The organism is Variovorax sp. RKNM96 (assembly GCF_017161115.1).
Lineage (GTDB): Bacteria > Pseudomonadota > Gammaproteobacteria > Burkholderiales > Burkholderiaceae_C > Variovorax.
The window spans coordinates 6,923,297-6,948,299 of the sequence record NZ_CP046508.1 but is presented as its reverse complement, the minus strand read 5'-3'; the positions used below and the strand labels follow the sequence as shown (position 1 = coordinate 6,948,299).

Here is a 25,003-nt window from a genome sequence, read left to right as displayed (position 1 = left end):
GGCTAGGTGGATGCCATTCGTTGGAACAGGCCGCCAGGCAGGCGTGAAATGTGTCCGTCCAACTCGAGCTCGAGCATCCGGGCCTGCAGCGCGGCTGCGCTCCAGCCGGTGCGTGCGCTGAGGGCATCGAGGCTCACGGGCTCGAAGCCGAGTGCGTCGAGCAGCGGGTCCTCGGAGGCGGATGTGTCGTTGGCTGCATGGCCTCTCGAGGGCGTCGCGTGTGCTGCGCCATTCGTGCGCAGCGGCGACAGTTCTTCGAGGATGTCGGCCACCGATTCGACCAGCTTGGCGCCCTGGCGGATCAGCGCATGGCAGCCGCGCGATTGCGGCGAGTGGATCGAGCCCGGAATGGCGAACACTTCCTTGCCCTGTTCCGAGGTGAGCCGCGCGGTGATGAGCGAGCCCGACGCCAAGGCCGCCTCGACCACCAGCGTGCCGCGTGCAAGCCCCGCGATGAGCCGGTTGCGTTTCGGAAAATTCTGGGTGAGGGGCGGCGTGCCGAGCGGAAGCTCGCTCACGATCAGCCCCAGCAAGGTGATGCGGTGCGCGAGGTCGCGGTGGCGCGCGGGGTACACGCGGTCCAGGCCGGTGCCGACCACGGCCACGGTGGCGAGCCGCGGCGCATCGCCGGCCGCATCGAGCGCGCCCTGGTGCGCTGCGCCGTCGACGCCCAGTGCGAGACCGGAGATCACGGGCAGACCCGCATCGCCCAACGCCCGGGCAAAGCTGCGCGCGTTGGTGGCGCCTTGCGGCGTCGGATTGCGGCTGCCGACGACGGCGATGCTGTTCTGCAACTGTGTCAGGTCGAAGTCCGCGGCGCCGAGCACGTAGAGCATCAGCGGCGGGTCGGCCATTTCGAGCAGCGACGCGGGGTAGCCGGCATCGCCGAGCGTGACGAGGCGGCGGGTGACGCCATTGCCCTCGGCCGTTTGCAGCCATTGCCAGGTCTGGTCGATCGCTGCCTGCAGGCCGTGGGGCGCCTGTTGAAGCGCCTCGGCCTGCGCGGTGCTGACGACCTGCCGCAACGCGGCATCGCCCTGCGCGAAAACCCCTTCGGGCAGGCCGAAGGCCGCGAGCAGCTTGCGCGCGGCGCCATCGCCGATGCCCGGCGTCAGTGAAAGCCGCAGCCAGCCTGCGAGTTCTGCGCGTTCCAAACGGATAGGGGCGAGGACGTGGGCGCCGTAAAGCCGATCAGGGGTTGACGAGGAAGTCGCCCGCCTTCGGGGTGTCGTTGATCTCGAGCACCAGCGCGTAGGACACCTTCTCGAAGGTGCGGAACACCATCAGGAGACCGATGCGTTCGTTCGGCAGCTTGATGGTTTCCTTGCGCGCGCCGGTGCGGTCGAGGATGGTTTCGCCGTTCTTCAGGATGGCCAGCACGTGGCCGCTGTCGATGCCGTCGCGCGTGCCCTTGTTGATGGCCACCACCTGGTTCTGCGCCGCGAACTGCACCGCGTTGCCGTAGACCGAGATGATCCGGCCGTCGACCTGCGTCGAGGGCGCGCGCGGTGCGTAGCTCAGCAGCTGGCGCGGCGGTTCGGGCAGCAGGCGGTCGCCGGCGCGCATTTCCTCGCGCGACGCCACGATGTCGATGCTGGCTGGAACGACCGTGATGATGTCCTTGTCCTCGACCGTCTCGATGGTGGTCGATTCGCCGCGCTGCAGCTGGGCCTTGCCCAGGTACTGCGCCTCGTAGCCGAGGATTTCGCCCGTGCCCGGGTCCTTGAGCGGCGTGGCATTGCGGAAGATGCGGAAGTTCTGGATCGGACCCGGCACCTCGACCAGCGGCGACTCGGGGTTGCCGCGGGCGTAGGCCCGGTCGCCGCGCGACAGCAGCACGCGGCTGTCGTTGCCGGCCACGATGCGCGGCGCGCTTTCGAGCGTGCCGGCGTCCACCACGATCGGCTCGCTCAGGAAGGGCTCGATCAGGCTCGGGTTGAGCGTGGGCAATGCCATGCCGGCCAGCGAATCGAAACGGGTGCGTGGTGACAGCTTGATGGTGCCGCCGTCGCCGCTGACACCGCCGCGGCGGGTGGTCAGGCGCGCCCGGCCGCCGCTCTTGTCCAGATAGAGAACCTGGCCGGGGTAGATGCGGTGGGGGTTGGCGATCTCGTTGATGTTCATGCCCCACAGCTCCGGCCAGCGCCAGGGGCGCAGCAGGTAGAGGCGGGAGATGGCCCAGAGCGTGTCGCCGGACTTGACCGTGTATTCGTCGGGCGCCTTGGGCGACAGCTCGCTCAGCGGCACGCCCGCCTGGGCGGTCTGCTGGGCGGTGGCGCGCTGCTGCGGCGTGACGGGGTAGTTTTGAGCCCAGGCCGTGGTGGCGCCGCAACTGCCGATTACCGCCAGGGCGGTCAGCGTGGCGAGGAAATTGGGGCGCTGGCGTTCGGTGGATCTGAGCTTTTTCATGTCTGGATGGGTGAGCGCACGACGTATCGTTGCGCATACGAATCTCACAATTTGCTACGAATTCTGCGCCCGAAGCCCTTGAGAGGGCAACGTTTTCGGGTCCGCAGGCGGCCTCGCGTCGCGGAATTGGCGAAAATAGCCACAACTTCCCCCCGATTTCATGGCCAAACGAATCATTCTGAGTTACCCGGACAAGCGCCTGCACACGGTGGCCAAGCCGGTGCAGGGCGTCGACGCGCGCATCAAGGCCCTGGTCGCCGACATGCTGGAGACCATGTACGACGCCGAAGGCATCGGCCTGGCCGCCACCCAGGTCGACGTGCACGAGCGGCTCGTTGTCATCGATGTGTCCGAAGAGCGCAACAAGCCGATCGTGCTGATCAACCCCGAAATCACCTGGGCGAGCGACGAGAAGGTGCTCAATGAAGAGGGCTGCCTCTCGGTGCCGGGTGTCTACGACGGCGTGATGCGCTCCACCTCGGTCAAGGTCCAGGCGCTCGACGAGAACGGCGAAATGCGCACCATCGAGGCCGACGGCCTCTTGGCCGTGTGCATCCAGCACGAACTCGACCACCTGCTGGGCAAGGTGTTCGTCGAATACCTCTCTCCGCTGAAACGCAACCGCATCAAGAGCAAGCTGCTCAAGCAGCAGCGCGAAGAAATGCGCGAACGGGCTTGATGAACCTCATGACCTTGCGCAGCCTCGGCTCCCTTGCGGCATTGGCGGTTCTCGCAGCGGTCGCCGGCTGCGCCAACGATCCCACCCGCATCCAGCCCGGCACCACCGCCGCCGAAACCCTGCAGCGCCTGGGCGCGCCCACCGGCCGCTACCCGCTCAACAACGGCGGCGAGCGCCTCCAGTATTCGCGCATGCCGGCCGGCTTCGAGGTCACCGACATCGACGTGGACGCGTCGGGCAAGGTCGTTTCGGCGACCCAGGTGCTCAGCGAGGCGCGCTTCGGCTACGACATCAAGGTCAACCAGTGGCGCCAGAACGACGTCATGGCCTTCTATGGCCGGCCCTACCAGATCGACCGCGTGAGCTCCTTCGACGGCGTGGTCTGGACCTGGCGCTACAAGGCTGTGAACGAGCGCCGCATGCTCTATATCTATATCGACCCCACCGGCGTGGTCCGTCGCTATCACACGGGGGATGACCTCGAATACGAACGGATCCGAGATTGAGCCGGCTCAAGGTCGCTTTTGCGGGCACGCCCGAGTTCGCGCGCGTCGCGCTGGAGGCCATCGCAGCCGCCGGCCATGACGTCGTGCTGGTGCTGAGCCAGCCCGACCGGCCCGCGGGCCGCGGCATGAAGCTGCAGGCTTCCCCCGTCAAGCAGTTCGCGGTTGCCAACAGCTGGCCGGTCACGCAGCCGCGCAGCCTCCGTCTGGACGGCAAGTACCCGGACGAAGCCGCCACCGGTCGCGATGCCCTGCTGCAGGCGCAACCCGACGTGATGGTGGTTGCCGCCTACGGGCTCATCCTGCCGCAGTGGGTGCTCGACCTGCCGGCGCACGGGTGCCTGAACATCCACGCGAGCCTCCTGCCGCGCTGGCGCGGCGCCGCGCCGATCCACCGCGCCATCGAGGCTGGCGATGCCGAGACCGGCATCACCATCATGCAGATGGACGCGGGCCTGGACACCGGCGACATGCTGCTGCGCGAGGCCGTGGACATCGGCGCCGACAACACCGCCCGCCTGCACGACCGCCTGGCCGCGCTCGGCGGCCGGATGATCGTCGAGGCCCTGGCGAACCTCGGTGGCTTGACCCGCACGCCGCAGCCCGCCGAAGGCGTCACCTATGCCAACAAGGTCGAGAAGCACGAAGCGCTGATCGACTGGACCCAGCCCGCCGACGCCATCGTGCGACGCATCCGGGCCTTCGATCCGTTTCCGGGTGCCAACAGCCCGCTCGACGGCGAGACCATCAAGCTCTGGACCGCGCACGCGGTGCCCGCCGGCGCGCCGGCCGCGCCCGGCACGATCCTGTCCGTCAGCGACACCGGCGTCGCGGTGGCCACCGGAGACACGGGCGTGATGCTCACCGAGCTCCAGCGTCCGGGCGGCAAGCGCCTGCCCGTGGCCGATTTCCTGCGCGGCTTCGACCTGAAGCCCGGGCAGGTGTTCGGCTGATGTTTCTCTCATCGGCAATCCGCCAGCGCCCCGAATTCCGCAAGGGCATGCGCGACATGTCCTCGGCCGCGCTGGGCATCGGCGCCTGGGGCCTGATGACCGGCGTGGCCATGGTCAAGTCGAACATGAGCGTGGTCGAGGCGGTGGCGATGACGCTGTTCGTCTATGCCGGCAGCTCCCAGCTCGCGGCCATTCCGCTGTTGTTCGCGGGCGCGCCGGCCTGGGTGATCCTGGCGACGGGCTTCTGCGTGAACCTGCGCTTCGTGGTCTTCAGCCTGCACCTGCGGCCCTACCTCATGCACATGCCGCGCTGGCGCCGCATGACGCATGGGTACCTGACGGCGGACCTGAGCTATGCGCTCTTCACCCGCCAGTACCCGGCACCGCCCGTGACCGTTGCCGAGCAGCAGTCGCAGGAGGCCTACCTCACCGGCAACTACTTCGTGACCTGGTGCTCGTGGATGGGCATGAGCCTCCTGGGCATCGCGCTGGCCAACCTCATCCCGCAAACCTGGGGCCTGGGTTTCGCTGGCGTGCTGAGCCTGGTGGCGATCGTCTGCTCGATGGCGACCACGCCGCTGCGCATCCTGGCCGCGCTGATCGCCGGCGCCACCGCGGTCGCGGCCTACGCGCTGCCGCTCAAGCTCAACATCGTGGTGGCCATCGGCGCCGCGGTGCTGCTGTGCTTCTGGCTGGAGAAGCAGTTCGGGCTCGACCCCGATGCGGAGGACGACAAGTGAGGGGCACCGATCTCTGGACGCTGGGCGTGATCGCCGGCCTGGCCCTGGTCACGGTGCTCACGCGCTGCTTCTTCTTCATCCTCGACCGGCCCTGGGGCCTGCCCGACTGGGCGCACCGCGCGCTGCACTACGCGCCGGCCGCCGCGCTGGCCGGCGTGATCGCGCCCGAAATCGTCATGACGCAAGGCCACCTGATCACCACGCTGCACGACGCGCGCCTGTACGCGGCCGTCGTCGGCGGCGCCTACTACTTCTGGCGCCGCGGCGTGCTCGGCACGATGCTGGCGGGCATGGCGGTGTACCTGCCGCTGCACCTCTGGCTGGGCTGGTAACGCAGCGCTTTCCAAAGCGCGCTACAGCGCGTGGGCGAATTCGGCGATGGCGTCCGCCGCCTTCGGGATCAGCTCGGGCTGCCCCGCGAGGTAGTGGTTGCCGCCCACGATGTCGACGTTGCGGATGCGCGTGCCGCCCGCTGCCATCCACGCATCGCGCGTGCTCGGAAAAGTCGATTGGTCACCCGTGTAGGTCAGCAGCAGCTTGGGCACCGTGGTGCGCGCGAGGTTGGCTGGACCATCCGCTTGCGAGCGCGACGACCATTGCGAGAGGAACGCGGTCAGCGACGTCGTGCGGCCCATCGCATTCGCCGAGTAGTTCACCTGGCGCGCATCGCCCCACACGCTGCCGGGCAGGCGGTCGTTTGCGTCGAGCGACAAATCGACGCAACGCGGATCGGCATGCGTGCGGTAGACGATGAAGGTCTGGTCACGCGGGGCGCCCGGCGTGCTGCGCAGCAACGCCAGGCGGTCGATGCACCACCGTTCGATGCGATCCAGCCGCGCCTTCTGCGCTGCGCTGAAGCGCGCGAGAAAGTCGCTGTCGTAAGGCATGCGATGGCGCGTGTCGTACATGTCGAGCTCGGGGTCCACTGACAGCGGATCGTGTTCATCGGTGACCGACGGGTCGATCCAGTCGCGCATCAACCGTGTGCGGCCCAGGTGGGCGGCGCACAGCGCGATGCCGTCCACGGGCGGCAGGTCGCTTGAGTGGAGATGCGTCGGGTCGCCGTCGGGCAGGTGCGTGGCGGTGAGCTTCTCGGCCTGCGCCTGGTAGAAGGCCGCGAGCGCCGCGCCACCCGAATTGCCGACGAGGAACACCTTCTCGTAGCCAGCCGCGCGCAGGTACTGCACGCCAGCGCCCAGGTCTTGAATCGCGCGCTCCATCAGCAGCACCGTGTCGTTGCCCACGAAGCGCGAGTTCAACCCCATGCAGCAGATGCCGCGCTCGGCCAGCGGGCCGATCAGGTAGTGGCCCATGAAGTTGCTGGTCGGATGCATCACGATGGCCGCGACTTTCTTCGGACCCGTGGGCGCGCGGAAGGCGCCGTAGATGCGCGGGCGCAGCAGCTGCAGGCCCGACTGGCTTTCCATCGCCGCGCCGGGCTTCACGTCGATGACGGCGAGTTGCAGCTCAGACATTCGACGCGCCTTTCGCCGCGCGCAGCCCGGCCTTGCGCGCGGTCCATGCATCGAGGTCCGCACGCGCATGCCGCGCATGCGCATCCATCTCCGCTTGCGGCACGGTCGGCGTCGTCAGCTCCAGGCGAATGCCGTTCGGGTCGAAGAAGTAGATCGATTCGATGATGTGGTGATCGGTCACCCCCAGCACCTCGACGCCCGCGCCTTCGAGCCGCGCCTTGGCGGCCAGCAGGTCGTCCACCGAATCGACGCGCAGCGCGATGTGGTTCACCCACGCGGGCGTGTTCGGCGAAGGCAGCGCGGCGGTGTCGTCGCCCAGGTCGAAGAAGGCGATGTAGGAGCCGTCGCGCATCTGGAAAAAGATGTGCACGTAGGGGCAGTACTCGCCGGTGCTGGGCACGTGGTCGCTCTGGATGATGTGCGCGAGCGGCAGGCCCAGCAGGTCTTCGTAGAAGTGGCGGGTCTCCTCGCTGTCGCGGCAGCGCCATGCGAAGTGGTGCAGTCCGTGGATAGGTGGGGCAGTCGTCGTCGGCATGGCTTGGTTCCTGTGAGCCGTGATTGGGCGATGCCGCGTCTTATGATGCAATCGAAATTAATTCATCGATTGATGAAATAAGCATATGAATCTGACGTTGCGCCAACTGCGCGCCTTCGCCGCCGTCGCCGAAGCCGGCAGCTTCACCGCGGCGGCGCAGCAGCTGCATCTCACGCAGTCGGCGCTCAGCGTGCTGGTGCGCGAGCTCGAACGCGAAATGGGCGTGCAGCTGCTCGACCGCCATACCCGGCGCGTGCAGCTCTCGGAGGCGGGGCGCGAATTCCTGCCCTCGGTGCATCGCCTGCTCGGCGACCTGACGACCGCAGTGGCCGGCGTGACCGAGCTGCGTGACAAGAAGAAAGGCTTGCTACGCCTTGCGGCGCCGCAACTCATGGCCTGCACGCTGATGCCGCGCGTGATCGCGGCCTACCGCGAGGCGTATTCCGACGTCGATGTGCGCCTGGCCGATACGCTGCCCGAGCACCTGCTGGCCGGCGTGATGGCCGGCGATGTCGAACTCGCCGTGGGGCAGGACGTGGCGGTCGACGCCTCCATCGAACGACGCACGCTGCTGCGCGACCGCCACTGGCTGATCTGCCCGCCCGACCACGCCTTCGCCAGGCGCCGCAAGGTGCGCTGGCACGAGCTCGGCCCGTACACCTTCATCGCGCCCACGCGCGACTTCCGCCAGCGCGTGCTGCCCGAGCTGGCCCCGGCGGACCGCGAGCTCATGCTGCGCCCCGGTACCCAGGAGGTGTCGTACATGACCACCGCGCTCGGCATGGTGGCCTCGGGGCTGGGGCTCACCGTGTGCCCGACGTACTCCGCGCCGCTGGTGCGCGCCCACGGGCTGCAGATGGTGCGGCTCGAGTCGCCCGACTTCCATCGCGAGGTGTGCGTCTACAGCGCGGCGCGGCGCGCGCTTTCGCCGGCCGCGGCGAGCTTCGTCGAGATCCTGGAGCGCTTCGCCAAGTCGCAGCCGAAGGGTTGAAAAGCATCGGAACGCTGCAAGAGGCGCATAGAGCGGCCGCGGGGCGATACCTACAATGCAAGACGACCTGTTTTCCACTATCTCCAGAGACCCATGAACGTCATTCGATTCACCGACCTCTGCGCGCAGGGCAAGGCCGCCGGCCAGCGCGTCTTCATCCGCGCCGATCTCAACGTGCCGCAGGACGACGCGGGCAACATCACCGAAGACACGCGCATCCGCGCCTCGGTGCCCTGCATCCAGCTGGCGCTCGACGCCGGCGCGGCCGTGATGGTCACTTCGCACCTGGGTCGCCCGACCGAGGGTGAATTCAAACCCGAAGACTCGCTCGCTCCCGTGGCCAGGCGCCTGGGCGAACTGCTCGGCCGTGATGTGCCACTGGTCGCCAACTGGGTCGACGGCGTCGACGTCAAGCCCGGCCAGGTCGTGCTGCTGGAGAACTGCCGCGTCAACAAGGGCGAGAAGAAGAACGACGAGGCGCTCGCCCGCAAGCTCGCCGCGCTCACCGACATCTACGTGAACGATGCCTTCGGCACCGCCCACCGCGCCGAGGCCACCACCTACGGCATCGCGCAGTTCGCCAAGATCGCAGCCGCCGGCCCGCTGCTTGCGGCCGAAATCGACGCGATCACCAAGGCGCTGGCCCAGCCCAAGCGGCCGCTGGTGGCCATCGTGGCCGGTTCCAAGGTCAGCACCAAGCTCACCATCCTCAAGAGCCTGTCGGCCAACGTCGATCAGCTGATCGTGGGCGGCGGCATCGCCAACACCTTCATGCTGGCCGCGGGCCTTTCGATCGGCAAGTCACTGGCCGAGCCCGACCTGGTCGACCAGGCCAAGGCGGTGATCGAGGCCATGCGTGCGCGCGGCGCCGACGTGCCGATTCCGGTGGACGTGGTCACGGCCAAGACCTTCGCGGCCGACGCACCCGCCACCGTCAAGGACGCGAACGACGTGGACGACGACGACCTGATCCTGGACATCGGCCCCAAGACCGCCGCGATTCTTGCGGCGCAGCTGCGCGAAGCCGGCACCATCGTCTGGAACGGCCCGGTCGGCGTGTTCGAGTTCGACGCCTTCGCGGGCGGCACCAAGGCCATCGCGCAGGCGATCGCCCAGAGCAGCGCGTTCTCGATCGCCGGCGGCGGCGACACGCTCGCGGCCATCGCCAAGTACGGCATCGAAAAGCAGGTCGGCTACATCTCGACCGGCGGCGGCGCGTTCCTCGAAGTGCTGGAGGGCAAGACCCTGCCGGCCTTCGAAATCCTGAGCAAGCGCGCGGCCGGCTGACATCGGCGGCGGGGAATCTCGTGAGGGTGACTTCCGTCAGACACACAAAGTGTATACAGTAGCGAATACAAAACGGAGACCCATTTCATGAGCACGGATCGCATCCCCCGCCACGCCACCAAGATCGTCGCCACCCTCGGCCCGGCGTCCAGCACCCCCGAACTGCTGGAAAAGATGATCCTGGCCAAGGTCAGCGTGGTGCGCCTGAATTTCAGCCACGGCACCGCGCAGGACCACATCGACCGCGCCACCATGGTGCGCGAAGCCGCCCGCAAGGCGGGCCGCGAAGTGGCCATCATGGCCGACCTGCAGGGTCCGAAGATCCGCGTCGGCCGGTTCGCGCAGGGCAAGGTGCTGCTCGAAGCAGGTGCCAAGTTCGTGCTCGATGCCTCGCGCACCGAGCTGGGCGACATCGACGCCGTGGGCCTCGACTACAAGGACCTGCCGCGCGACGTGAAGCCCGGCGACAAGCTGCTGCTGAACGACGGCCTGATCGTGCTCACGGTCGACGGCGTCAAGGGCGAAGCGGTCTACACCACCGTCAAGCTGGGCGGCGAGCTCTCCAACAACAAGGGCATCAACAAGCAGGGCGGCGGCCTCACCGCCCCAGCGTTGACCGCCAAGGACATGGAAGACATCAAGACCGCGATGAGCTTCCAGGCCGATTACGTGGCCGTGAGCTTTCCGAAGAACGCCACCGACATGGAAATGGCCCGCCAGCTGTGCAACGTGGCGGCCGCCGAGTACGGCCACAAGCCCGGCATGATCGCCAAGATCGAGCGTGCCGAAGCCATTCCGAAGCTCGAAGAGATCCTGCGCGCCAGCGACGGCATCATGGTCGCCCGCGGCGACCTGGCCGTCGAAGTCGGCAATGCGGCAGTGCCCGCACTGCAGAAAAAGATGATCCGCATGGCGCGCGACATGGACAAGGTGGTGATCACCGCGACCCAGATGATGGAGTCGATGATCACCAACCCCGTGCCCACCCGCGCCGAGGTGAGCGACGTGGCCAACGCCGTGCTCGACGGCACCGATGCCGTGATGCTCTCGGCCGAAACCGCCTCCGGCCGCTACCCGCTGGAAACCGTGCAGGAGATGAGCCGCATCTGCGAAGCCGCCGAAGCGGCCGAAGACAAGACGCTCGACGCCGATTTCAGCGGCAAGGCCTACAGCCGCATCGACCAGTCGATCGCGATGGGCGCCCTTTTCACCGCCCACCACCTGGGCGCGAAGGCCATCGTGGCGCTGACCGAATCGGGCTCCACCATCCTGTGGATGAGCCGCCACCGCGCGCACATCCCGATGTACGCGTTGACCTCGCGCTTGGCCACGCAGCGCAAGCTCGCGCTGTACCGCAATGTGCGCCCGCTCCTGATGGATTCGGAAAGCGACCGCGACACCGCGCTGCAGCAGGCCGAGAACCACCTGAAGAAGCGCGGCATCGTGCAGAGCGGCGACGTCTACGCGATCACCTGCGGCGAGCCCATGGGTGCCCCGGGCGGCACCAACATGCTGAAGATCTGCCGCGCGAGCTGATCAGCCGTTCCTGAAGAGGAAGCTGTAGGCGTTGAGGGCGGGCACACCGCCCAAGTGCGCATACAGCACCTTCGATCCGGCCGGAAACTCCCCGAGCCGCACCTTCTCGATCATCCCGTGCATCGACTTGCCCTCGTACACGGGGTCGGTCAGCATGCCTTCGAAGCGGGCGCAGAGGCGAATCGCCTCCAGCGTGCCTTCGTTCGGCAGCCCGTATTCCGGCCCGCCGAAGCGGCGGTCCAGCACCACGTCTTTCTCTGTGATGTCGCGGCCCAGTTCGACCAGCTCGGCCGTGTTCTTCGCGATGCGCAGGATCTGGTCGAAGGTCTGCTGCGGCTTGGCCGAGGCGTCGATGCCGATCACGCGGTCGGCTCGGCCGTCGGCCGCGAAGCCGACCACCATGCCGGCCTGCGTGCTGCCGGTCACGGCGCAGACCACGACGTAGTCGAACTTGAAGCCGAGTTCGGCTTCCTGCTGGCGCACTTCTTCGGCGAAGGCCACGAAGCCCAGGCCGCCCCTCGGATGCTCGGAGCAACCCGCCGGAATCGGAAAAGGCTTGCCGCCGGCCTGGCGCACGCTTTCCATCGCGTCTTCCCAGCTCTTGCGGATGCCGATGTCGAAGCCCGCGGCGTCGAGTCGAACGTCGGCGCCCATGATTCGCGACATCTCGATGTTGCCGACCCGGTCGTACACCGCGTCGGAGTAGTTGACCCAGTTCTCTTGCACCAGCACGCACTTGAGGCCCAGGTGCGCCGCCACCGCGGCCACCTGCCGCGTCTGGTTCGACTGGATGCCGCCGATGGACACCAGCGTGTCGTAGCCGCCTTCGAGCGCCTCGGGAATCAGGTATTCGAGCTTGCGGGTCTTGTTGCCGCCGAAGGCCAGGCCGCTGTTGCAGTCCTCGCGCTTGGCATAGAGCTCGACCTTGCCGCCCAGGTGCGCGCTCAGGCGCTTGAGCGGATGGATCGGCGTAGGGCCAAAGGTCAGGGCGTGGCGGGGAAATTTCTTCAGGTTCATCGACGCGGCTCCGAGAGGGTTGAAGCCATCGATCGTAGGAAGAAGGGTTCGCAACGTGCTTGCGAAATTCATGGAGATTTTTGGAAAAAAGAAGGCAAGATGCGCAGATAAAAGACTTTTAGTTCAAGGATGGCTCTGTGAGCACAACAAAGTTGCGTCCCTCGATGGAGCTCGATCGCACCGACCGCGCCATCCTGCGCGCGCTGCAGCGCGATGCCTCGGTATCGAATGTGGCGCTCGCCGCCAAGGTCAACCTCAGCGCCCCCGCCTGCCTGCGCCGCGTCGAGCGGCTGAAGGAGGCCGGGTTCATCAAGGGCATCGTCGCGCTGCTCGATCCCGACGCGCTCGAGGTCGGCATGCTCGTGATGATCGGCGTGGTGCTCGACCGCTCCACGCCCGACTCGTTCTCCGACTTCGAGAAGGCCGCGCAGAAGGTCTCGGGCTGCCTCGAATGCCATGTGGTCTCGGGCGAATTCGATTACTTCATGCTCGTGCGCACCCGCGACAACGACAGCTTCAACCGCCTGCACGCCGAACAGTTGCTGTACCTGCCGGGCGTACGGCAGATCCGCACCTTCGTGGTCTTGAAGCAGGTGCTGTCGACCACGCAGCTTCCAATCTGACGAAACCGGGGCGCGCCCGCGTGCGTACTGTGACGATGAGCCTTCCCACTTTCGCGTCCCTGCGCCGGCGCCGCGGCGCCCTCACCACCGCCTTCACCGTCACCGCAGCTGCCGTGCTCTCGGCCTGCTCCCCCATCAAGGTGCTCAACGGGCTGGTGCCCGAGGACACCTACCAGTTCCAGGGCGGCATCGCCTATGGCGCCGCGCCGCGGCAGCAGCTCGACGTCTACCAGCCGTTGCCTGCCACGCCGCCGGCACGGGGCACCCGCCCGCTGGTGGTGTTCTTCTTCGGCGGCACATGGAGCAGCGGCGACCGCGCGAGCTACAAGTTCGTCGGCGAGGCGCTGGCCGCCCGGGGCGCGGTGGTGGTGATTCCCGACTACGGCCTCTCGCCCGCCTTCACCTACCCTGTCTTCGTGCGCGACAGCGCCCTGGCCGTCAAATGGGCGCTCGACAACGCCGCGCAGCTCGGCGCCGACCCGAAACAGGTCTACGTGATGGGCCACAGCTCGGGCGGCTACAACGCCGCGATGGTGGCGCTGGACGATCGCTGGCTCGGCGAACTCGGCGGGAGCCCCAGGCAGCTCGCGGGCTGGATCGGCCTGGCCGGTCCCTACGACTTCCTGCCCATCGGCGACCCGCAGGCGCAGGCCGCCTTCAACTGGCCGAACACGCCGCGCGACTCGCAGCCGCTCGCGCATGCGAGCGCGGCGTCGCCCCGCGCGCTGCTGATGGCGGCATCGAAAGACAACCTCGTCTACCCCGACCGCAACACCGGCCAGATGGCCGCGGCCTTGCGCGCCGCCGGGGTCCCGGTGCAGGTCAAGCTGTTCGACAACCTCAGCCATGTCACGCTGATCGGGGCGTTCGGCAAGCCGATCCAGTGGCTGGGCGGTCCGGTGCTGCCGCCGGTCATGGACTTCCTCGGGTTGGCGTCAGTCCTGTCCCACAAGGGGGCTCGGTAGAATTAGGGCAGTTTTTCTCGTCTTTCAGCCTTCTTCTTTCCCTAATTCCCGCGAGGTATTTCCCCATGGCACTCGTCTCGATGCGCGAACTGCTGGACCACGCCGCAGCCAATGGCTACGGCATTCCGGCCTTCAACGTCAACAATCTCGAACAGGTCCAGGCCGTGATGGAGGCCGCCAAGGAAACCGGCGCCCCCGTCATCCTGCAAGCCAGCGCAGGGGCCCGCAAATACGCCGGCGAAGCCTTCATCAAGCACCTGATCCAGGCCGCGATCGAGCAGTACCCGAACATCCCGCTGGTCATGCACCAGGACCACGGCCAGAACCCCGACGTCTGCAAGGGCGCCATCGACTTGGGCTTCAGCTCGGTCATGATGGACGGCTCGCTCGAGGCCGACGGCAAGACCATCGCCAGCTACGACTACAACGTGGACGTCACCAAGAAGGTGTCCGACATGGCCCACCGCCTGGGCGTGACCGTCGAAGGCGAGCTCGGCTGCCTGGGTTCGCTCGAGACCATGAAGGGCGACAAGGAAGACGGCCACGGCACCGACGACACCATGACGCGCGAGCAACTGCTCACCGACCCCGAGCAGGCCGCCGACTTCGTCAAGCGCACCCAGATCGACGCGCTGGCCATCGCCATCGGCACCAGCCACGGCGCCTACAAGTTCACCCGCGAGCCCACCGGCGACATCCTGGCGATCGACCGCATCAAGGAAATCCACCGCCGCATTCCCAACACCCACTTGGTGATGCACGGCTCCTCGAGCGTGCCGCAGGAACTGCTGGCGATCATTCGCCAGTACGGCGGCAACATGAAGGAAACCTACGGCGTGCCCGTCAAGGAAATCCAGGAAGCCATCAAGCACGGCGTGCGCAAGATCAACATCGACACCGACATCCGCCTGGCCATGACCGGCGCGGTGCGCAAGTTCCTGGCCGAGAACCCCGAGAAGTTCGACGCCCGCGAATGGCTCAAGCCGGCGCGCGAAGCCGCCAAGCTGATCTGCAAGCAGCGCTACATCGAGTTCGGCTGCGAAGGCCAGGGCGCCAAGATCAAGGGCGACACGCTGCAGGTCGTGGCCGCCAAGTACGCCAAGGGCGAGCTGGCGCAAGAGGTCGTCTAAAAACTTCCCCGCGATTCGAAGGCCACCGTTCGCGGTGGCTTTTTTCTGCGCGCACAATCCGCTTTCCCGTCACCCGTTTCCCCACAGCATCTCCCCCCTCTGTTCCCATGACCACCGTCCACACCTCCTCCATCCAGAGCCTGCCCCTGCTTGCGCGCGGCAAGGTGCGCGACAACTACGCCGTCGGCGAAGACCGCATCCTGATGGTCGCGAGCGACCGGCTCAGCGCCTTCGACGTGATCATGGGCGAGCCGATTCCCGGCAAGGGGGAGATCCTCACGCAGATGGCGCTGTGGTGGTTCGACCGGCTCGGCCAGATCTGCCCGAACCACCTGACCGGCGATGCGCCCGAGAGCGTGGTCACGGCCGAGGAAGTGCCGCAGGTCACCCAGCGCTCGATGCTGGTCAAGCGCCTGAAGCCGATCCCGGTCGAGGCCGTGGTGCGCGGCTATCTCGCCGGCAGCGGTTGGAAGGAATACCAGGAAAGCCGCTCGGTCTGCGGCGTGCCGCTGCCCGAAGGCCTGACCAACGCGAGCAAGCTGCCGCGCCCGATCTTCACGCCCGCCGCCAAGGCCGCGGCCGGCGAGCACGACGAGAACATCAGCTACGACCGCGTGGTCGAGATCGTCGGCCCCAAGCTGGCCCAGCAGATCCGCGAGACCAGCATCGCGATCTACGAAACCGCCGCGCAGATCGCCCTCACCAAGGGAATGATCATTGCCGACACCAAGTTCGAATTCGGCCTCGACGAAGCCGGCACGCTGGTGCTGATGGACGAAGTGCTCACGCCCGACAGCTCGCGCTACTGGCCCGTCGAAGGCTACGAGGCCGCACTGGCCGCCGGCACCAATCCGCCGAGCTACGACAAGCAGTTCGTGCGCGACTGGCTCGAGGCCACGAAGATCAACGGCAAGCCCTGGGACAAGACGCCGCCGGCGCCGCGCCTGCCGGCAGAGGTGATCGAGAAGACTGCGGCCAAGTACCGCGAGGCGCTGGAACGCCTCACGGGCTGATCCCTCAGCGGTTCCCTGAACTCAGCGTCGCCACCGTCCGGCCGCCGGCGTCCAGCAACGCCAGCCGCCCCGGCGCGAGGCTGTAGCTCGTCGTGCTCTGCAGCGCCGAGAGGAACTGCGCCTCGTTGGCGCCGCGCACCGGGTCGGCGCAGGCCATGCGCGTGGCGGCCAGCTGCCCGATCTTCAATGAGATGCCGCTGCGGGTGAACGTGCCCGACACGCGGTTGCATCCTCCCGATCCACTGACACGCCCGCTGCTGCGGTCGAACTGGATCTGCGCATCGCCGCCCGGCGTGATGGGCTCGTCGCCCAGCTGCGCGAGGCGCCACACCGGGCCTTCGATGGGTTCGTCCAGGCTGATGCCGCTCCCGCAGCCGGTCAAGGTGGTCAGCAGCGCGGCCGTTGCAAGAACGGGGAGCGCAATGTGGCGGGCGAAGGAACGCATGGCCAGTCTTTCCTTTTGCATCTGCAACAAGTTGAATCGGGCGCCATCGTATGCGAGGTGGCTTAGCTCGCCAATGTCGACAGCGCCACGCCGCCCGCCAATCGAGCCTCGATGCAGCGCCGCACGCTCGCGGGCGTGCCGTCTTGGGCGAGCAGTGCGGGCCATTCGGCCTGCGCCTGGCGCACCGTGTCGCGGGCGATCGCCATGAGCCGCGCCGGGCGCAGCAGGCCCGCCGAGCGCAGCAGGGCGTCGAGCGCCGGCCAGTCGAAGGCGCGCAGCTTCGCGTCGATCGCCCGGTTCACTCCGTAGTCGCCGGCCGGCACGTCCTCGAAGAAGGCGGCCACGCACACCGGGTCGTAGAGCGGCGCCAGCACCGGCGCCACGCCGTCGGGGTAACGGAGCGCCCAGTTCTTCAGGTGTGCGTCGCTGTTGCCCAGCAGGATGAAGGCGACGATGCGCCGCACGCACTCGCGCACATCGGCCACCGGGTTCGGCGAGAGCCGGTCGAGCACGCGCAGCATTGCGGGCCAGTCGACCGCGAGGCCGCGGCCGTATTTCTGCCGGGGCTCGTACTGCAGCACCTGTGCGAACTCTTCCATGTGGATGCGCCCGCCTTCGGGGGTGCGGTCGAAGCGGCGCACGGCGAGGATCTGCTCGAAGCGCACCTGCTCGGGCAGGTCGGCGTCGGCACGGCCGATCACGCTGGCTTCGGCGCAGTCGAGGCCCAGCGCGCCGCAGAGGCGGTAGCCGGTGAACTCGTTGTCGACCAGGTCCGGATGCCGCGTGCTCGGCAGCTTGAGGATGAAGGAGCCCGCCGCCCCGTGGCGTCGCACCACGTAGCGCCGTCCGTCCTGCACCGCTGAAAACTTGGTCACCACGCCGGGGATGGCAGCGGCGTCTTCTACCGGCATCTCGACGAAGCCTGGCTCCAGCACGTCGAGCCCCAGCGCCGTGTGCCAGTGCCGCACGGTGTCGGGAATGCCTTCGGCCGTGGGCACCGGCTCGACCTCGAGCGCGCCCGTCAGGTCGTGGCCGGCGGCGGCCAGCAGCTCGAACTCGTCGTCGGCCGCGCAGCCGCGCTGCTGCGCGAGGCGCTCACGGTTGTGGCCTTCGGGCAGCAGGTTCTGGAAGTAGCTCGGCCAGTGGCCGTCGCTGCGCGAGACGCGGGTGTCGCGCGCCGAGGCCAGGATGGCGCGGGTCGAAGCCTCGTCTGCGCCGCGGTACGCGAGGGAAAGCGTCGGCCGGCCGGGATCGGCGATGTACGCCTCGTCGAACGACACGCGCAGGATGTCGCCGTACTGCGAGAGATAGCCGATGGCGCGCCGCCCGCCACCGGGAGCGTGCAGATACATCCGCAGGTAGCGGATGCCGGTGTTGAAGGCGGCCCGGGTGCTCACCGGTTTTCGTCAGCCAGGCTCTGCGCAATGGACGGCGGTGCGCCCACGCCCGCCGGCTGGCCCAGCAGGCGGCCGCCCGAGCGCACGAAGTCTTCGAGCTGCGGGCGCAAGCTGGCGGGCACGGGCATCAGCTCGAGCCCCAGCACGCGCGCCATTTCGAGCAGCGTCGACAGCCGCGGGTCGATCTGGCCGCTTTCGATGCGCTGCACCGTCATGCGCGAGAGCCCCGCCTGGGTGGCCAGCGCCTCTTGGCTCAGGCCGCCGGCCTTGCGGGCTTTTTCGAGTTCTTCGGTGAGTTGGAGCATTGGCGTACGCTTTTTCTTCAGATTGAGTAGCAATGCTATCTATTTAGTGGCGAATAGGCAATAAAAAAGCGACCCTTGAGTCGCTTTTCCAATTCAATGCGCATCAGGCTGCGCATTTTTGTATTTTCAGCTCAGAACCACGCTGCTGAGGCGGCGGCGGTAGGTGGCCACGACCGGGTCATCCGGCGGAATCTGCCCATCGGCCACCTTCACCTTCGGCGGCTCGATCACATCGAGGATCGCGATGTAGGTCTTGCGGGCGAGGTCTTCGCTCCAGGTCTTGTCGCGCATCAGGATGTCGAGCAGCTCGTCCATCGCGTCGGTCCAGCGCTGCGCGGCCATCAGGAGGCGGGCGCGGCCGAAGCGGGCGTCGAAGTCGCGCTTGTTGGCGGCGATCTTCGCGTCGAACTCGGCGATCGCGGGCGCGGCGCCGGTCACGGGGGCCGCGAAATCGATGGCGTCCATCCAGCGTTGCAGCGCGTCGAAGCGGCGCACCAGGGAAGTCCTGGCGATCACCGGCGCGAAGGCGACCTTGGCGTCGTCGGCGCGGCCTTCCTGCAGCAGGAGCTTGACGTAGTCGAAGCGGGCGTCGTCGTTGGCCGGGTCGGTCGCCACCGCGTGCTGCAGCTTCTCGAGTGCGCCCTCGGTATCGCCCTCAGCCAACGCCTCCTGCGCGGCGGCTTCTTCGGAAGCGGCTTCGGCCTCGTCGGCGCCCGGCACGTGCTTGTCGAGGAATTCGCGGATCTTCTCGGCCGGAATGGCGCCGACGAAGCCGTCGACCGGCTGGCCGTCCTTGAACATCACGCAGAACGGGATGCTGCGCACGCCGAACATCTCGGAGAGTTGCGACGAAATCTGCGGCACCTTGTCGGCGTCCAGCTTGGCCAGCGTGAAGCGGCCGGCGTACTCGACCTCGAGCTTTTCGAGCACCGGACCGAGCTGTTTGCAGGGGCCGCACCATTCGGCCCAGATGTCCAGCAGCACCGGCGTGGCGACGGAGCCTTCGATCAGCTCGGCCTGGAAATTTTCGAGAGTGATGTCGATCATCGGAACCAACTGGGGGTGAAACGTAAAATTGAAACCATGAACGAAACCATTCAGGTCGGTGTAGTGATGGGCTCGAGCTCCGATTGGGAGACGATGCGCAACGCGGTCGAGATTCTCCAGCAATTCGGAATCGGGCACGAAGCAAAGGTGGTCTCGGCCCACCGGATGCCCGATGCGCTGTTCGCGTACGCCGAAAGCGCCGCCGGGCGCGGGCTCACCGCGATCATCGCGGGCGCGGGCGGCGCGGCCCACCTGCCGGGCATGCTGGCCTCGAAAACCACGGTGCCGGTGCTCGGCGTGCCCGTGGCCAGCCGCCACCTGCAGGGCGTCGATTCCCTCTACAGCATCGTGCAGATGCCCAAGGGCGTGCCGGTGGCCACCTTTGCGATCGGCAATGCCGGTGCGGCCAACGCGGCGCTGTTTGCGGTGGCGATGCTGGCGGTGAACAACCCGGCATTGCGCGCGAAGCTGGACGCCTTCCGCACGGCCCAGACGGCCGCCGCCGAAGCCATGACGCTGCCGCCGGCCCCCGCCGGCGAGGCCCCCGCGGTTTCTCCTTTCTCGCCGCAAGGCGGAGGTGCCCTGTGACCAAGAACGGTGACCTGCCCATCCTCCCGGGCGCCACGCTCGGCGTGCTCGGGGGCGGCCAGCTCGGCCGCATGTTCGCGCATGCCGCACAGCGCATGGGTTACTTCACCGCGGTGCTCGACCCCGACGCCGACAGTCCCGCCGGCCGGGTGAGCCATCACCACATCCACACCGACTACGCCGATGTCGACGGCCTCGCCCGCCTGGCCGGCTTGGCCGACGCGGTGACGACCGAGTTCGAGAACGTGCCCGCGCCCTCGCTGGAGCACCTGGCCGTGGCGCGACCGGTGTCGCCCAATGCCTCGGCCATCGCCATCGCGCAGGACCGCATCGCCGAGAAGGCCCACTTCACCCGCTGCGGCGTGCCCTGCGCGCCCTACGCGGCCATCGAGACCGCGGCCCAGCTCGCCGCCGTCGAAGATCACCTGCTGCCCGGCATCCTGAAGACGGCCCGCCTGGGCTACGACGGCAAGGGCCAGCAGCGCGTGAAGACGCGCGCCGAGCTGGTCGAGGCCTGGCAGGCCACCGGCTGCGTGCCCTGCGTGCTCGAGAAGCTGCTGCCGCTCGAATTCGAGTGCTCGGTGATCCTCGCGCGCGGCCGCGACGGGCAGGTCGTGCACTTTCCGCCCCAGCGCAACCTGCACCGCGACGGCATCCTGGCCGTCACCGAGGTGCATGTGCTGAACATGCCCAAGACGGTGGCGCAGGGCGCGGTCAATTCCGCGAAGAGCATCGCGAACGGCCTGGACTATGTGGGCGTGCTGTGCGTCGAGTTCTTCGCACTGGCCGACGGCTCGCTGGTGGTCAATGAAATGGCGCCGCGCCCGCACAACAGCGGCCACTACACGATGGAAGCCTGCGACGTGTCGCAGTTCGAGCTGCAGGTGCGCACGCTCGCCGGCCTGCCGCTCGCGGCGCCGCGCCAGCACAGCCCCGCGATCATGCTGAACCTGCTGGGCGACCTGTGGTTCACCTCGGGCGAAGAAAAGCCGGTCTCGCCGCGCTGGAGCGACGTGCTCGCGCTGCCGGGCGTGCATCTGCACCTCTACGGAAAGATCGAGCCGCGGCCCGGCCGCAAGATGGGCCACCTGACCCTCACCGGCGCCACGCTCGAGAGCGTGCGCGCCAATGCCTCGCAGGCCGCGCTGCTGCTGGGACTGCCGCCGGTGGAAGTGACCGGCCTCGCATGATCCTCGACGGCCAATCCCCCGAGGCCATCGCCGAGGCCGTGCGCGTGCTGCGCGCGGGCGGGCTGGTCGCATTCCCGACCGAGACCGTCTACGGCCTGGGCGCCGACGCGAGCAGCGACATGGCCGTGGCCGGGATCTTCAAGGCCAAGGGACGGCCCGCCGACCATCCGCTGATCGTGCACGTCGCGGCCGGCATGAAGGGCACCGAGGCGCTCTCGCGCTTCGCCCAGCCGCTGCCGCTCTTCGCGCAGAAGCTGGTGCAGGCCTTCTGGCCCGGCCCGCTCACATTGATCGTCACCCGCCAGCCCGGCGTGGGCGCCGCGGCGGCGGGCGGGCAGGACACCATCGGCCTGCGTTGCCCCTCGCACCCGGTGGCCCAGGCGCTGCTCGAGGCCTGCGCCGAGCAGGGCGTGCCGGGCGTCGCGGGGCCGAGCGCCAACCGCTTCGGCCGCGTGAGCCCGACCACGGCCCAGCACGTGTACGAGGAGTTCGGCGATGCGGTGCCGGTCGTCGACGGCGGCGCCTGCGAGGTCGGCATCGAATCGACCATCGTCGACTGCAGCCGCGGCGCACCCGTGCTGCTGCGCCCGGGCCTCATCACGCGCGCGCAGATCGAAGCGGCCTGCGGCGAGAAGCTCAACGATCGCGACGTGCTCGAAACCCCCGACCCACGCGCCTCGGGCACGCTCGAGGCGCACTACGCGCCGAACGCCAAGGTGCGCCTGATGGATGCGAAAGCGCTGCAGACGGGCCTCGACGTGCTCGGCGCCAATGCCGCGCACATCGCCGTCTGGTCGCGCACCAGCCTGCGCTGTCGTTCGCAGCGCGTGCTGCAGCGGCGCATGCCCGACGACGCGGCGGCCAGCGCGCACCAGCTGTTCGCGGTGCTGCGCGAGTTCGACGCAGAGGGCGTCAAGCTGATCTGGGTCGAGACGCCGCCCGACACGCCCGAGTGGGAAGGCGTGCGCGACCGGCTCCAGCGCGCGGCAGCGGCCTGATCAGCCCCCTGCAGCCAGCACGCCCTGGAAGAACCCACGTGCTGCCGCCAGGCAGAACGGCGGCGCCAGCGTGCCGTGGTACGCGGCGGTGACTGCGCGCGCCTTGTCGGCATCGCTGCCCGGCGTGTTCTGCGCGAGTGTGCCCTTGGCCTGCGCGAAGCCGGCGCGGGCGGCCGAGTAGGCGTCGATCGCGGCCGAATCCTCCAGGTCCACCACGGCCAACGCCGAAGCGGGCATGCCCTTCGCACGGAAGTAGCCCGCCGTGGCGCGGGTGCTGACGAAATTCACCGTCGGGTCGTTGGCGCCGCCGCACATCAGCACCGGCCGGGTCGGCACCCAGTTGCGCAGGTCGTTGGCGAGCGCCGCCTTGCGAAAGCCCGTCGAGGGGCTGCAATTGAGCGGTGACGTCGAACTCAACGAAGCCGCCGTCGCGGGCAGTGCGTTGCCGGGGCAGGGGTTGGACTGGACATCGCCGGCCGCCTGCGTGAGGTAGCTCTGGCGCACCAGGTTGTTGGCGCCGTAGAAGATCGACAGCTCGGGGCTCACCGGTCCCGGCGTGGCGTTGGCCGGGAACAGCGCCAGTTGCGGCAGCTTGCCGCTGGAGAACAGCGTGTCCGGCGTCGCGCTCGGCAGGAGCGTATCGATGCCGGTGGCGTATTGCGCTTCATACACGTCGCCGGTGGCGTTGTAGACGTTGCCGAACTGCTGCTGCCAGCTGGTCGACAGGAGCGGCACGAACAGCGTCGCGCCCAGTGCCGGCCAGCCCTGGAAGGTGTAGTCGGTCAGGAGGCTGATGGCTGCGGGGGCCGAGAGCGGCGCCGAGGCCGTCACCGTCTTGCCCGTGGCTTGCATCTCGCGGTGCGCGGCCATCGCGACGTAGCCGCCCTGCGAATAGCCGGTGATGAAGAGCGAGCCCGCGTCGTTCGCGTCGATGCCCGAGAAGGTCTTGCGCGCGGCGGTGAGCGCATCGACCATGTCCTTGCCCTGCTGGTCGCCGTTCAGGTACGGGTGGTAGGCCAGCGTCGACTTGTCGTAGCCCGCGTAGTTGGGCGCCACCACGATGTAGCCCTGCGCCGCGAGCATGGCGGCGACCACCACGCCTTCGCCGGCGGCGGCCTGGTTGATGTCGGTCCACTTGGCGAGGTTGTAGTCGCGCGCAGCGTTCGTGCCGTGCGCATAGAGCACCACCGGCCGCGCGCCGTTGCAGGCCACGTCGGTGCCTGCGGGCACCATGATCGCGGCGGTCGCGGTGGTGGCTTCGCCCTTGCCGCCGACGGTGCGGTATTCGAGGTAGCGCGTGTCGATGCCGCACTTGGGCGTGCCCGCGACCTGCAGCAGCGCGCGGCCCTTGTCGTCGGCGCCCAGCAGCGTCTTGAACTGGTCGACCGACAGCCGCGTGACTTGCGCGCGGCGGATTGGTGACGACAGAGCCGCGTCCGGTGTCGGTGACGGGCGGCGGAAAGCCCACGCCGATGCCGCCTCCATCATCTCCGCCGCCCCCGCAGGCCGCGAGCAGCAGCGTGACACCGGCAAGGGCCGCCAGCTTGTGCAGCGGCGTGGAGGGTTGTTGTTGCGGCTTGTTCAAGGCGTGTCTCCTGCTGCGTCGCTGTGACGCTGTGTATGGAATCGAACGAGCGTCCGATTCTGGGCAGCGCCATGGCCGCGCGCAAGCGGCGTACACCTACAGAAGTTTTCAGTACACCCCGGTGCGGCGTACCAGGCTGAAGCAGCCGTTGGTGGTCAGTTGTCCTGCGCGGCCCAGTCCACCAGCGCGTCGAACGCGGCACGCGTGGCCCCCGCGTTCTCGCCGTTGGCGATGGCCACCAGCACATAGCGACGGCCGCTCGCGCCGTGCACATAACCGGCCACGCCCGAGGCATCGCGCAGCGTGCCGGTCTTCAGGTGCGCGGCGCCGCCCGAGCGCAGCGCCCGCTTCTTCAGCGTGCCATCGACGCCCGAGGCGGGCAGCGACGACATCAGCTCCGGCATCACCGGCGAGCGCCACGCCACCTGCAGCATCTTGCCCAGCGCCGCGGCGCTGATGCGCTCGTCGCGCGACAGGCCCGAGCCGTTCTCGAACACCGGCTGCGCCTCGCCGGTGCCGATGCGGTCGCGCCACCACTGGCCCAGCGCGCTGCGCGAGGCCTCGAAGGTGCCGCGGTTCTTCTGCGTGAGGCCGATGGTGAGGAACACCTGCTGCGCCATCACGTTGTTGCTGTACTTGTTGATGTCGCGGATCACCTCCGCGAGCGGCGGCGAGCCGAACTCGAAGGCGGGCTTCAGGCCCGGCGGCACGCGGCCCTCGCGCATCTGGCCGCCGACGCGCCCGCCCATCTCGGCCCACATGCCCCCGAGCGCGCGCATGCCGTAGGTGCGCGGATCGCCGTACGCCACGGCCCAGCTCTTCTCGCCGCAGGCGGCCGGGAAGCCGCCGTTGAAGCGGATGCGGTTGACGTCGCTGAAATCGGTCCTGAGCGCGGTGCGCCAGTCGCCGCATTCGCCGGGCACGAGCGGCACGGTGGCCGGCATCGCCACGCTTGCGAGCGGCGGCTCGTAGCTCACGCGCGCGATCTGCCCGGCGCGGTCGGGCGCGAAGGTCATGTTGATCGACTTGAAGTTGATCAACAGCGCATCGGGTGACGCGTTGTAGGGCCGCAGCGGCTCGCCGTCGAAGGCGCTCGGGTCGTTCTCGACCGTGTTCTCGAAGGCGCTGCGGTCGATCACGATGTCGCCGCTCACCGTGGTGATGCCCAGGCCCTGCACATGGCGCAGCATCAGCCACACGCGCTCGAGCACCAGCTTCGGATCGCCCTGGCCCTTGATGTAGAGGTTGCCGTCGAGCACGCCGTTGTTCACCGTGCCCTCCACGTACACCGGCGTGTTCCAGCTGTAGGCGGGGCCGAGCAGGTCGAGCGCCGCATAGGTGGTGACCAGCTTCATCATCGATGCCGGGTTCACCGGCACCTGCGAACGCCAGGCCAGGCGCGGCGGGCGGGTGCCGTCGGCATCGACCACCAGCATCGTCACCGTCTCGCGCGACACCTTGGCGCGCGCCAGGGCGGCTTCCACGCCGGTGGGAAGGGCCTGCTGGGCGAAGGCGCTGGCCGAAGCCAGCGTGGCGAGGGAGACGAGGAGGGACGGGATCAGGCGGGTGGCGAAAGGCATCCGGCCATTATC

Annotated in this window: 26 protein-coding genes; 15 read left to right on the top strand and 11 right to left on the bottom strand. The window is 68.2% G+C overall.

Annotated elements, in window-relative coordinates; all coding sequences use genetic code 11:
• Positions 1-2 precede the first annotated feature (2 nt).
• Complete coding sequence (dprA, locus tag GNX71_RS32450) at positions 3-1,154, bottom strand: DNA-processing protein DprA (protein WP_206176186.1); 1,152 nt, start codon at positions 1,152-1,154, stop codon at positions 3-5.
• A gap of 37 nt (positions 1,155-1,191) precedes the next feature.
• Entirely contained in the window at positions 1,192-2,409 is a 1,218-nt protein-coding gene (locus GNX71_RS32445) for a LysM domain-containing protein (protein WP_206176185.1), read from the bottom strand.
• A 160-nt stretch (positions 2,410-2,569) separates the two neighbouring features.
• On the opposite strand from GNX71_RS32445, the gene def reads away from it, so the two are divergent.
• From def to GNX71_RS32420, 5 genes are read left to right on the top strand one after another with little or no spacing between them, the layout of a single operon-like run.
• On the top strand, positions 2,570-3,088 hold the full coding sequence (def, locus tag GNX71_RS32440) for a peptide deformylase (RefSeq protein WP_206176184.1): 519 nt from the start codon (positions 2,570-2,572) through the stop codon (positions 3,086-3,088).
• A gap of 8 nt (positions 3,089-3,096) precedes the next feature.
• On the top strand, positions 3,097-3,594 hold the full coding sequence (locus tag GNX71_RS32435) for a hypothetical protein (protein ID WP_206176183.1): 498 nt from the start codon (positions 3,097-3,099) through the stop codon (positions 3,592-3,594).
• Positions 3,591-4,544, top strand: a complete 954-nt coding sequence (gene fmt / locus GNX71_RS32430) for a methionyl-tRNA formyltransferase (RefSeq protein WP_206176182.1) — start codon at positions 3,591-3,593, stop codon at positions 4,542-4,544. Before GNX71_RS32435 ends, fmt begins: the two co-directional genes overlap by 4 nt.
• Entirely contained in the window at positions 4,544-5,284 is a 741-nt protein-coding gene (locus GNX71_RS32425) for an AzlC family ABC transporter permease (protein ID WP_206176181.1), read from the top strand. The genes fmt and GNX71_RS32425 overlap by 1 nt, the downstream gene beginning before the upstream one ends.
• Positions 5,281-5,616, top strand: coding sequence for an AzlD domain-containing protein (locus GNX71_RS32420; protein WP_176661306.1), 336 nt, complete (start codon positions 5,281-5,283; stop codon positions 5,614-5,616). The genes GNX71_RS32425 and GNX71_RS32420 overlap by 4 nt, the downstream gene beginning before the upstream one ends.
• A gap of 21 nt (positions 5,617-5,637) precedes the next feature.
• On the opposite strand, the gene GNX71_RS32415 is transcribed toward GNX71_RS32420, so the two are convergent.
• Positions 5,638-6,759: an alpha/beta hydrolase gene (locus GNX71_RS32415; protein WP_206176180.1), complete on the bottom strand. Its 1,122-nt coding sequence runs from the start codon at positions 6,757-6,759 to the stop codon at positions 5,638-5,640.
• The gene (locus tag GNX71_RS32410; protein WP_206176179.1) at positions 6,752-7,294 is read right to left on the bottom strand and encodes a VOC family protein; all 543 of its coding nucleotides are present in this window, start codon (positions 7,292-7,294) and stop codon (positions 6,752-6,754) included. Before GNX71_RS32410 ends, GNX71_RS32415 begins: the two co-directional genes overlap by 8 nt.
• An 85-nt stretch (positions 7,295-7,379) precedes the next feature.
• Here GNX71_RS32410 and GNX71_RS32405 point away from each other — a divergent pair, with 85 nt between their 5' ends.
• The 3 genes from GNX71_RS32405 (at position 7,380) to pyk (ending at position 11,108) form a co-directional block, all read left to right on the top strand.
• Positions 7,380-8,285: a LysR family transcriptional regulator gene (locus tag GNX71_RS32405; protein WP_206176178.1), complete on the top strand. Its 906-nt coding sequence runs from the start codon at positions 7,380-7,382 to the stop codon at positions 8,283-8,285.
• Between the two features lie 93 nt (positions 8,286-8,378).
• Positions 8,379-9,572, top strand: coding sequence for a phosphoglycerate kinase (locus GNX71_RS32400; protein WP_206176177.1), 1,194 nt, complete (start codon positions 8,379-8,381; stop codon positions 9,570-9,572).
• An 87-nt stretch (positions 9,573-9,659) separates the two neighbouring features.
• Positions 9,660-11,108 carry a pyruvate kinase gene (pyk, locus tag GNX71_RS32395; RefSeq protein ID WP_206176176.1) on the top strand — a complete coding sequence of 483 codons (1,449 nt, stop codon included), beginning with the start codon at positions 9,660-9,662 and terminating at the stop codon, positions 11,106-11,108.
• Here pyk and GNX71_RS32390 read toward each other — a convergent pair whose 3' ends face one another.
• Entirely contained in the window at positions 11,109-12,125 is a 1,017-nt protein-coding gene (locus tag GNX71_RS32390; RefSeq protein ID WP_206176175.1) for a 1-aminocyclopropane-1-carboxylate deaminase, read from the bottom strand.
• A 164-nt stretch (positions 12,126-12,289) separates the two neighbouring features.
• On the opposite strand from GNX71_RS32390, the gene GNX71_RS32385 reads away from it, so the two are divergent.
• The 4 genes from GNX71_RS32385 (at position 12,290) to GNX71_RS32370 (ending at position 15,856) form a co-directional block, all read left to right on the top strand.
• Complete coding sequence (locus GNX71_RS32385; RefSeq protein ID WP_206179813.1) at positions 12,290-12,748, top strand: Lrp/AsnC family transcriptional regulator; 459 nt, start codon at positions 12,290-12,292, stop codon at positions 12,746-12,748.
• 35 nt (positions 12,749-12,783) lie between these two features.
• Positions 12,784-13,713 (top strand): alpha/beta hydrolase, encoded by a 930-nt coding sequence (locus tag GNX71_RS32380; protein WP_206176174.1) that lies wholly within the window; start codon positions 12,784-12,786, stop codon positions 13,711-13,713.
• Between the two features lie 65 nt (positions 13,714-13,778).
• Positions 13,779-14,843, top strand: a complete 1,065-nt coding sequence (gene fba / locus GNX71_RS32375; RefSeq protein ID WP_013544161.1) for a class II fructose-bisphosphate aldolase — start codon at positions 13,779-13,781, stop codon at positions 14,841-14,843.
• Between the two features lie 107 nt (positions 14,844-14,950).
• On the top strand, positions 14,951-15,856 hold the full coding sequence (locus tag GNX71_RS32370) for a phosphoribosylaminoimidazolesuccinocarboxamide synthase (protein WP_206176173.1): 906 nt from the start codon (positions 14,951-14,953) through the stop codon (positions 15,854-15,856).
• Between the two features lie 4 nt (positions 15,857-15,860).
• On the opposite strand, the gene GNX71_RS32365 is transcribed toward GNX71_RS32370, so the two are convergent.
• The 4 genes from GNX71_RS32365 to GNX71_RS32350 form a co-directional block, all read right to left on the bottom strand.
• Positions 15,861-16,301, bottom strand: coding sequence for an META domain-containing protein (locus GNX71_RS32365; RefSeq protein ID WP_206176172.1), 441 nt, complete (start codon positions 16,299-16,301; stop codon positions 15,861-15,863).
• A gap of 62 nt (positions 16,302-16,363) precedes the next feature.
• The gene (locus tag GNX71_RS32360) at positions 16,364-17,653 is read right to left on the bottom strand and encodes a HipA domain-containing protein (protein WP_206179812.1); all 1,290 of its coding nucleotides are present in this window, start codon (positions 17,651-17,653) and stop codon (positions 16,364-16,366) included.
• Between the two features lie 41 nt (positions 17,654-17,694).
• On the bottom strand, positions 17,695-18,003 hold the full coding sequence (locus GNX71_RS32355) for a helix-turn-helix transcriptional regulator (protein ID WP_206176171.1): 309 nt from the start codon (positions 18,001-18,003) through the stop codon (positions 17,695-17,697).
• A gap of 126 nt (positions 18,004-18,129) precedes the next feature.
• Complete coding sequence (locus GNX71_RS32350; protein ID WP_206176170.1) at positions 18,130-19,050, bottom strand: tetratricopeptide repeat protein; 921 nt, start codon at positions 19,048-19,050, stop codon at positions 18,130-18,132.
• A 36-nt stretch (positions 19,051-19,086) separates the two neighbouring features.
• Between GNX71_RS32350 and purE the strand changes: the two genes are divergently transcribed.
• From purE to GNX71_RS32335, 3 genes are read left to right on the top strand one after another with little or no spacing between them, the layout of a single operon-like run.
• Positions 19,087-19,638: a 5-(carboxyamino)imidazole ribonucleotide mutase gene (gene purE / locus GNX71_RS32345; RefSeq protein WP_206176169.1), complete on the top strand. Its 552-nt coding sequence runs from the start codon at positions 19,087-19,089 to the stop codon at positions 19,636-19,638.
• Positions 19,635-20,828, top strand: a complete 1,194-nt coding sequence (locus GNX71_RS32340; protein WP_206176168.1) for a 5-(carboxyamino)imidazole ribonucleotide synthase — start codon at positions 19,635-19,637, stop codon at positions 20,826-20,828. Before purE ends, GNX71_RS32340 begins: the two co-directional genes overlap by 4 nt.
• Positions 20,825-21,826: an L-threonylcarbamoyladenylate synthase gene (locus GNX71_RS32335; RefSeq protein WP_206176167.1), complete on the top strand. Its 1,002-nt coding sequence runs from the start codon at positions 20,825-20,827 to the stop codon at positions 21,824-21,826. The genes GNX71_RS32340 and GNX71_RS32335 overlap by 4 nt, the downstream gene beginning before the upstream one ends.
• Here the strand turns inward: GNX71_RS32335 and GNX71_RS32330 are convergent, their stop codons facing one another.
• Together GNX71_RS32330 and dacB are read right to left on the bottom strand one after the other, a co-directional pair.
• Positions 21,827-23,353, bottom strand: coding sequence for a prolyl oligopeptidase family serine peptidase (locus tag GNX71_RS32330; protein ID WP_241027360.1), 1,527 nt, complete (start codon positions 23,351-23,353; stop codon positions 21,827-21,829).
• A 213-nt stretch (positions 23,354-23,566) separates the two neighbouring features.
• A complete protein-coding gene (gene dacB / locus GNX71_RS32325; RefSeq protein WP_206176166.1) occupies positions 23,567-24,991 on the bottom strand; it encodes a D-alanyl-D-alanine carboxypeptidase/D-alanyl-D-alanine-endopeptidase in 1,425 nt (474 codons plus the stop codon).
• Between the last annotated feature and the right edge of the window lie 12 nt (positions 24,992-25,003).

What these genes read in the sequence shown, in the direction of transcription:
- GNX71_RS32445 (WP_206176185.1), bottom strand. Translation starts at nt 2,409, where the DNA reads ATGAAAAAGCTCAGATCCACCGAACGCCAGCGCCCCAATTTCCTCGCC.
- def (WP_206176184.1), top strand. Translation starts at nt 2,570, where the DNA reads ATGGCCAAACGAATCATTCTGAGTTACCCGGACAAGCGCCTGCACACG.
- GNX71_RS32435 (WP_206176183.1), top strand. Translation starts at nt 3,097, where the DNA reads ATGACCTTGCGCAGCCTCGGCTCCCTTGCGGCATTGGCGGTTCTCGCA.
- GNX71_RS32425 (WP_206176181.1), top strand. Translation starts at nt 4,544, where the DNA reads ATGTTTCTCTCATCGGCAATCCGCCAGCGCCCCGAATTCCGCAAGGGC.
- GNX71_RS32415 (WP_206176180.1), bottom strand. Translation starts at nt 6,759, where the DNA reads ATGTCTGAGCTGCAACTCGCCGTCATCGACGTGAAGCCCGGCGCGGCG.
- GNX71_RS32410 (WP_206176179.1), bottom strand. Translation starts at nt 7,294, where the DNA reads ATGCCGACGACGACTGCCCCACCTATCCACGGACTGCACCACTTCGCA.
- GNX71_RS32405 (WP_206176178.1), top strand. Translation starts at nt 7,380, where the DNA reads ATGAATCTGACGTTGCGCCAACTGCGCGCCTTCGCCGCCGTCGCCGAA.
- GNX71_RS32400 (WP_206176177.1), top strand. Translation starts at nt 8,379, where the DNA reads ATGAACGTCATTCGATTCACCGACCTCTGCGCGCAGGGCAAGGCCGCC.
- pyk (WP_206176176.1), top strand. Translation starts at nt 9,660, where the DNA reads ATGAGCACGGATCGCATCCCCCGCCACGCCACCAAGATCGTCGCCACC.
- GNX71_RS32390 (WP_206176175.1), bottom strand. Translation starts at nt 12,125, where the DNA reads ATGAACCTGAAGAAATTTCCCCGCCACGCCCTGACCTTTGGCCCTACG.
- GNX71_RS32385 (WP_206179813.1), top strand. Translation starts at nt 12,290, where the DNA reads ATGGAGCTCGATCGCACCGACCGCGCCATCCTGCGCGCGCTGCAGCGC.
- GNX71_RS32380 (WP_206176174.1), top strand. Translation starts at nt 12,784, where the DNA reads ATGAGCCTTCCCACTTTCGCGTCCCTGCGCCGGCGCCGCGGCGCCCTC.
- fba (WP_013544161.1), top strand. Translation starts at nt 13,779, where the DNA reads ATGGCACTCGTCTCGATGCGCGAACTGCTGGACCACGCCGCAGCCAAT.
- GNX71_RS32370 (WP_206176173.1), top strand. Translation starts at nt 14,951, where the DNA reads ATGACCACCGTCCACACCTCCTCCATCCAGAGCCTGCCCCTGCTTGCG.
- GNX71_RS32365 (WP_206176172.1), bottom strand. Translation starts at nt 16,301, where the DNA reads ATGCGTTCCTTCGCCCGCCACATTGCGCTCCCCGTTCTTGCAACGGCC.
- GNX71_RS32360 (WP_206179812.1), bottom strand. Translation starts at nt 17,653, where the DNA reads ATGTATCTGCACGCTCCCGGTGGCGGGCGGCGCGCCATCGGCTATCTC.
- GNX71_RS32355 (WP_206176171.1), bottom strand. Translation starts at nt 18,003, where the DNA reads ATGCTCCAACTCACCGAAGAACTCGAAAAAGCCCGCAAGGCCGGCGGC.
- GNX71_RS32350 (WP_206176170.1), bottom strand. Translation starts at nt 19,050, where the DNA reads ATGATCGACATCACTCTCGAAAATTTCCAGGCCGAGCTGATCGAAGGC.
- purE (WP_206176169.1), top strand. Translation starts at nt 19,087, where the DNA reads ATGAACGAAACCATTCAGGTCGGTGTAGTGATGGGCTCGAGCTCCGAT.
- GNX71_RS32335 (WP_206176167.1), top strand. Translation starts at nt 20,825, where the DNA reads ATGATCCTCGACGGCCAATCCCCCGAGGCCATCGCCGAGGCCGTGCGC.
- dacB (WP_206176166.1), bottom strand. Translation starts at nt 24,991, where the DNA reads ATGCCTTTCGCCACCCGCCTGATCCCGTCCCTCCTCGTCTCCCTCGCC.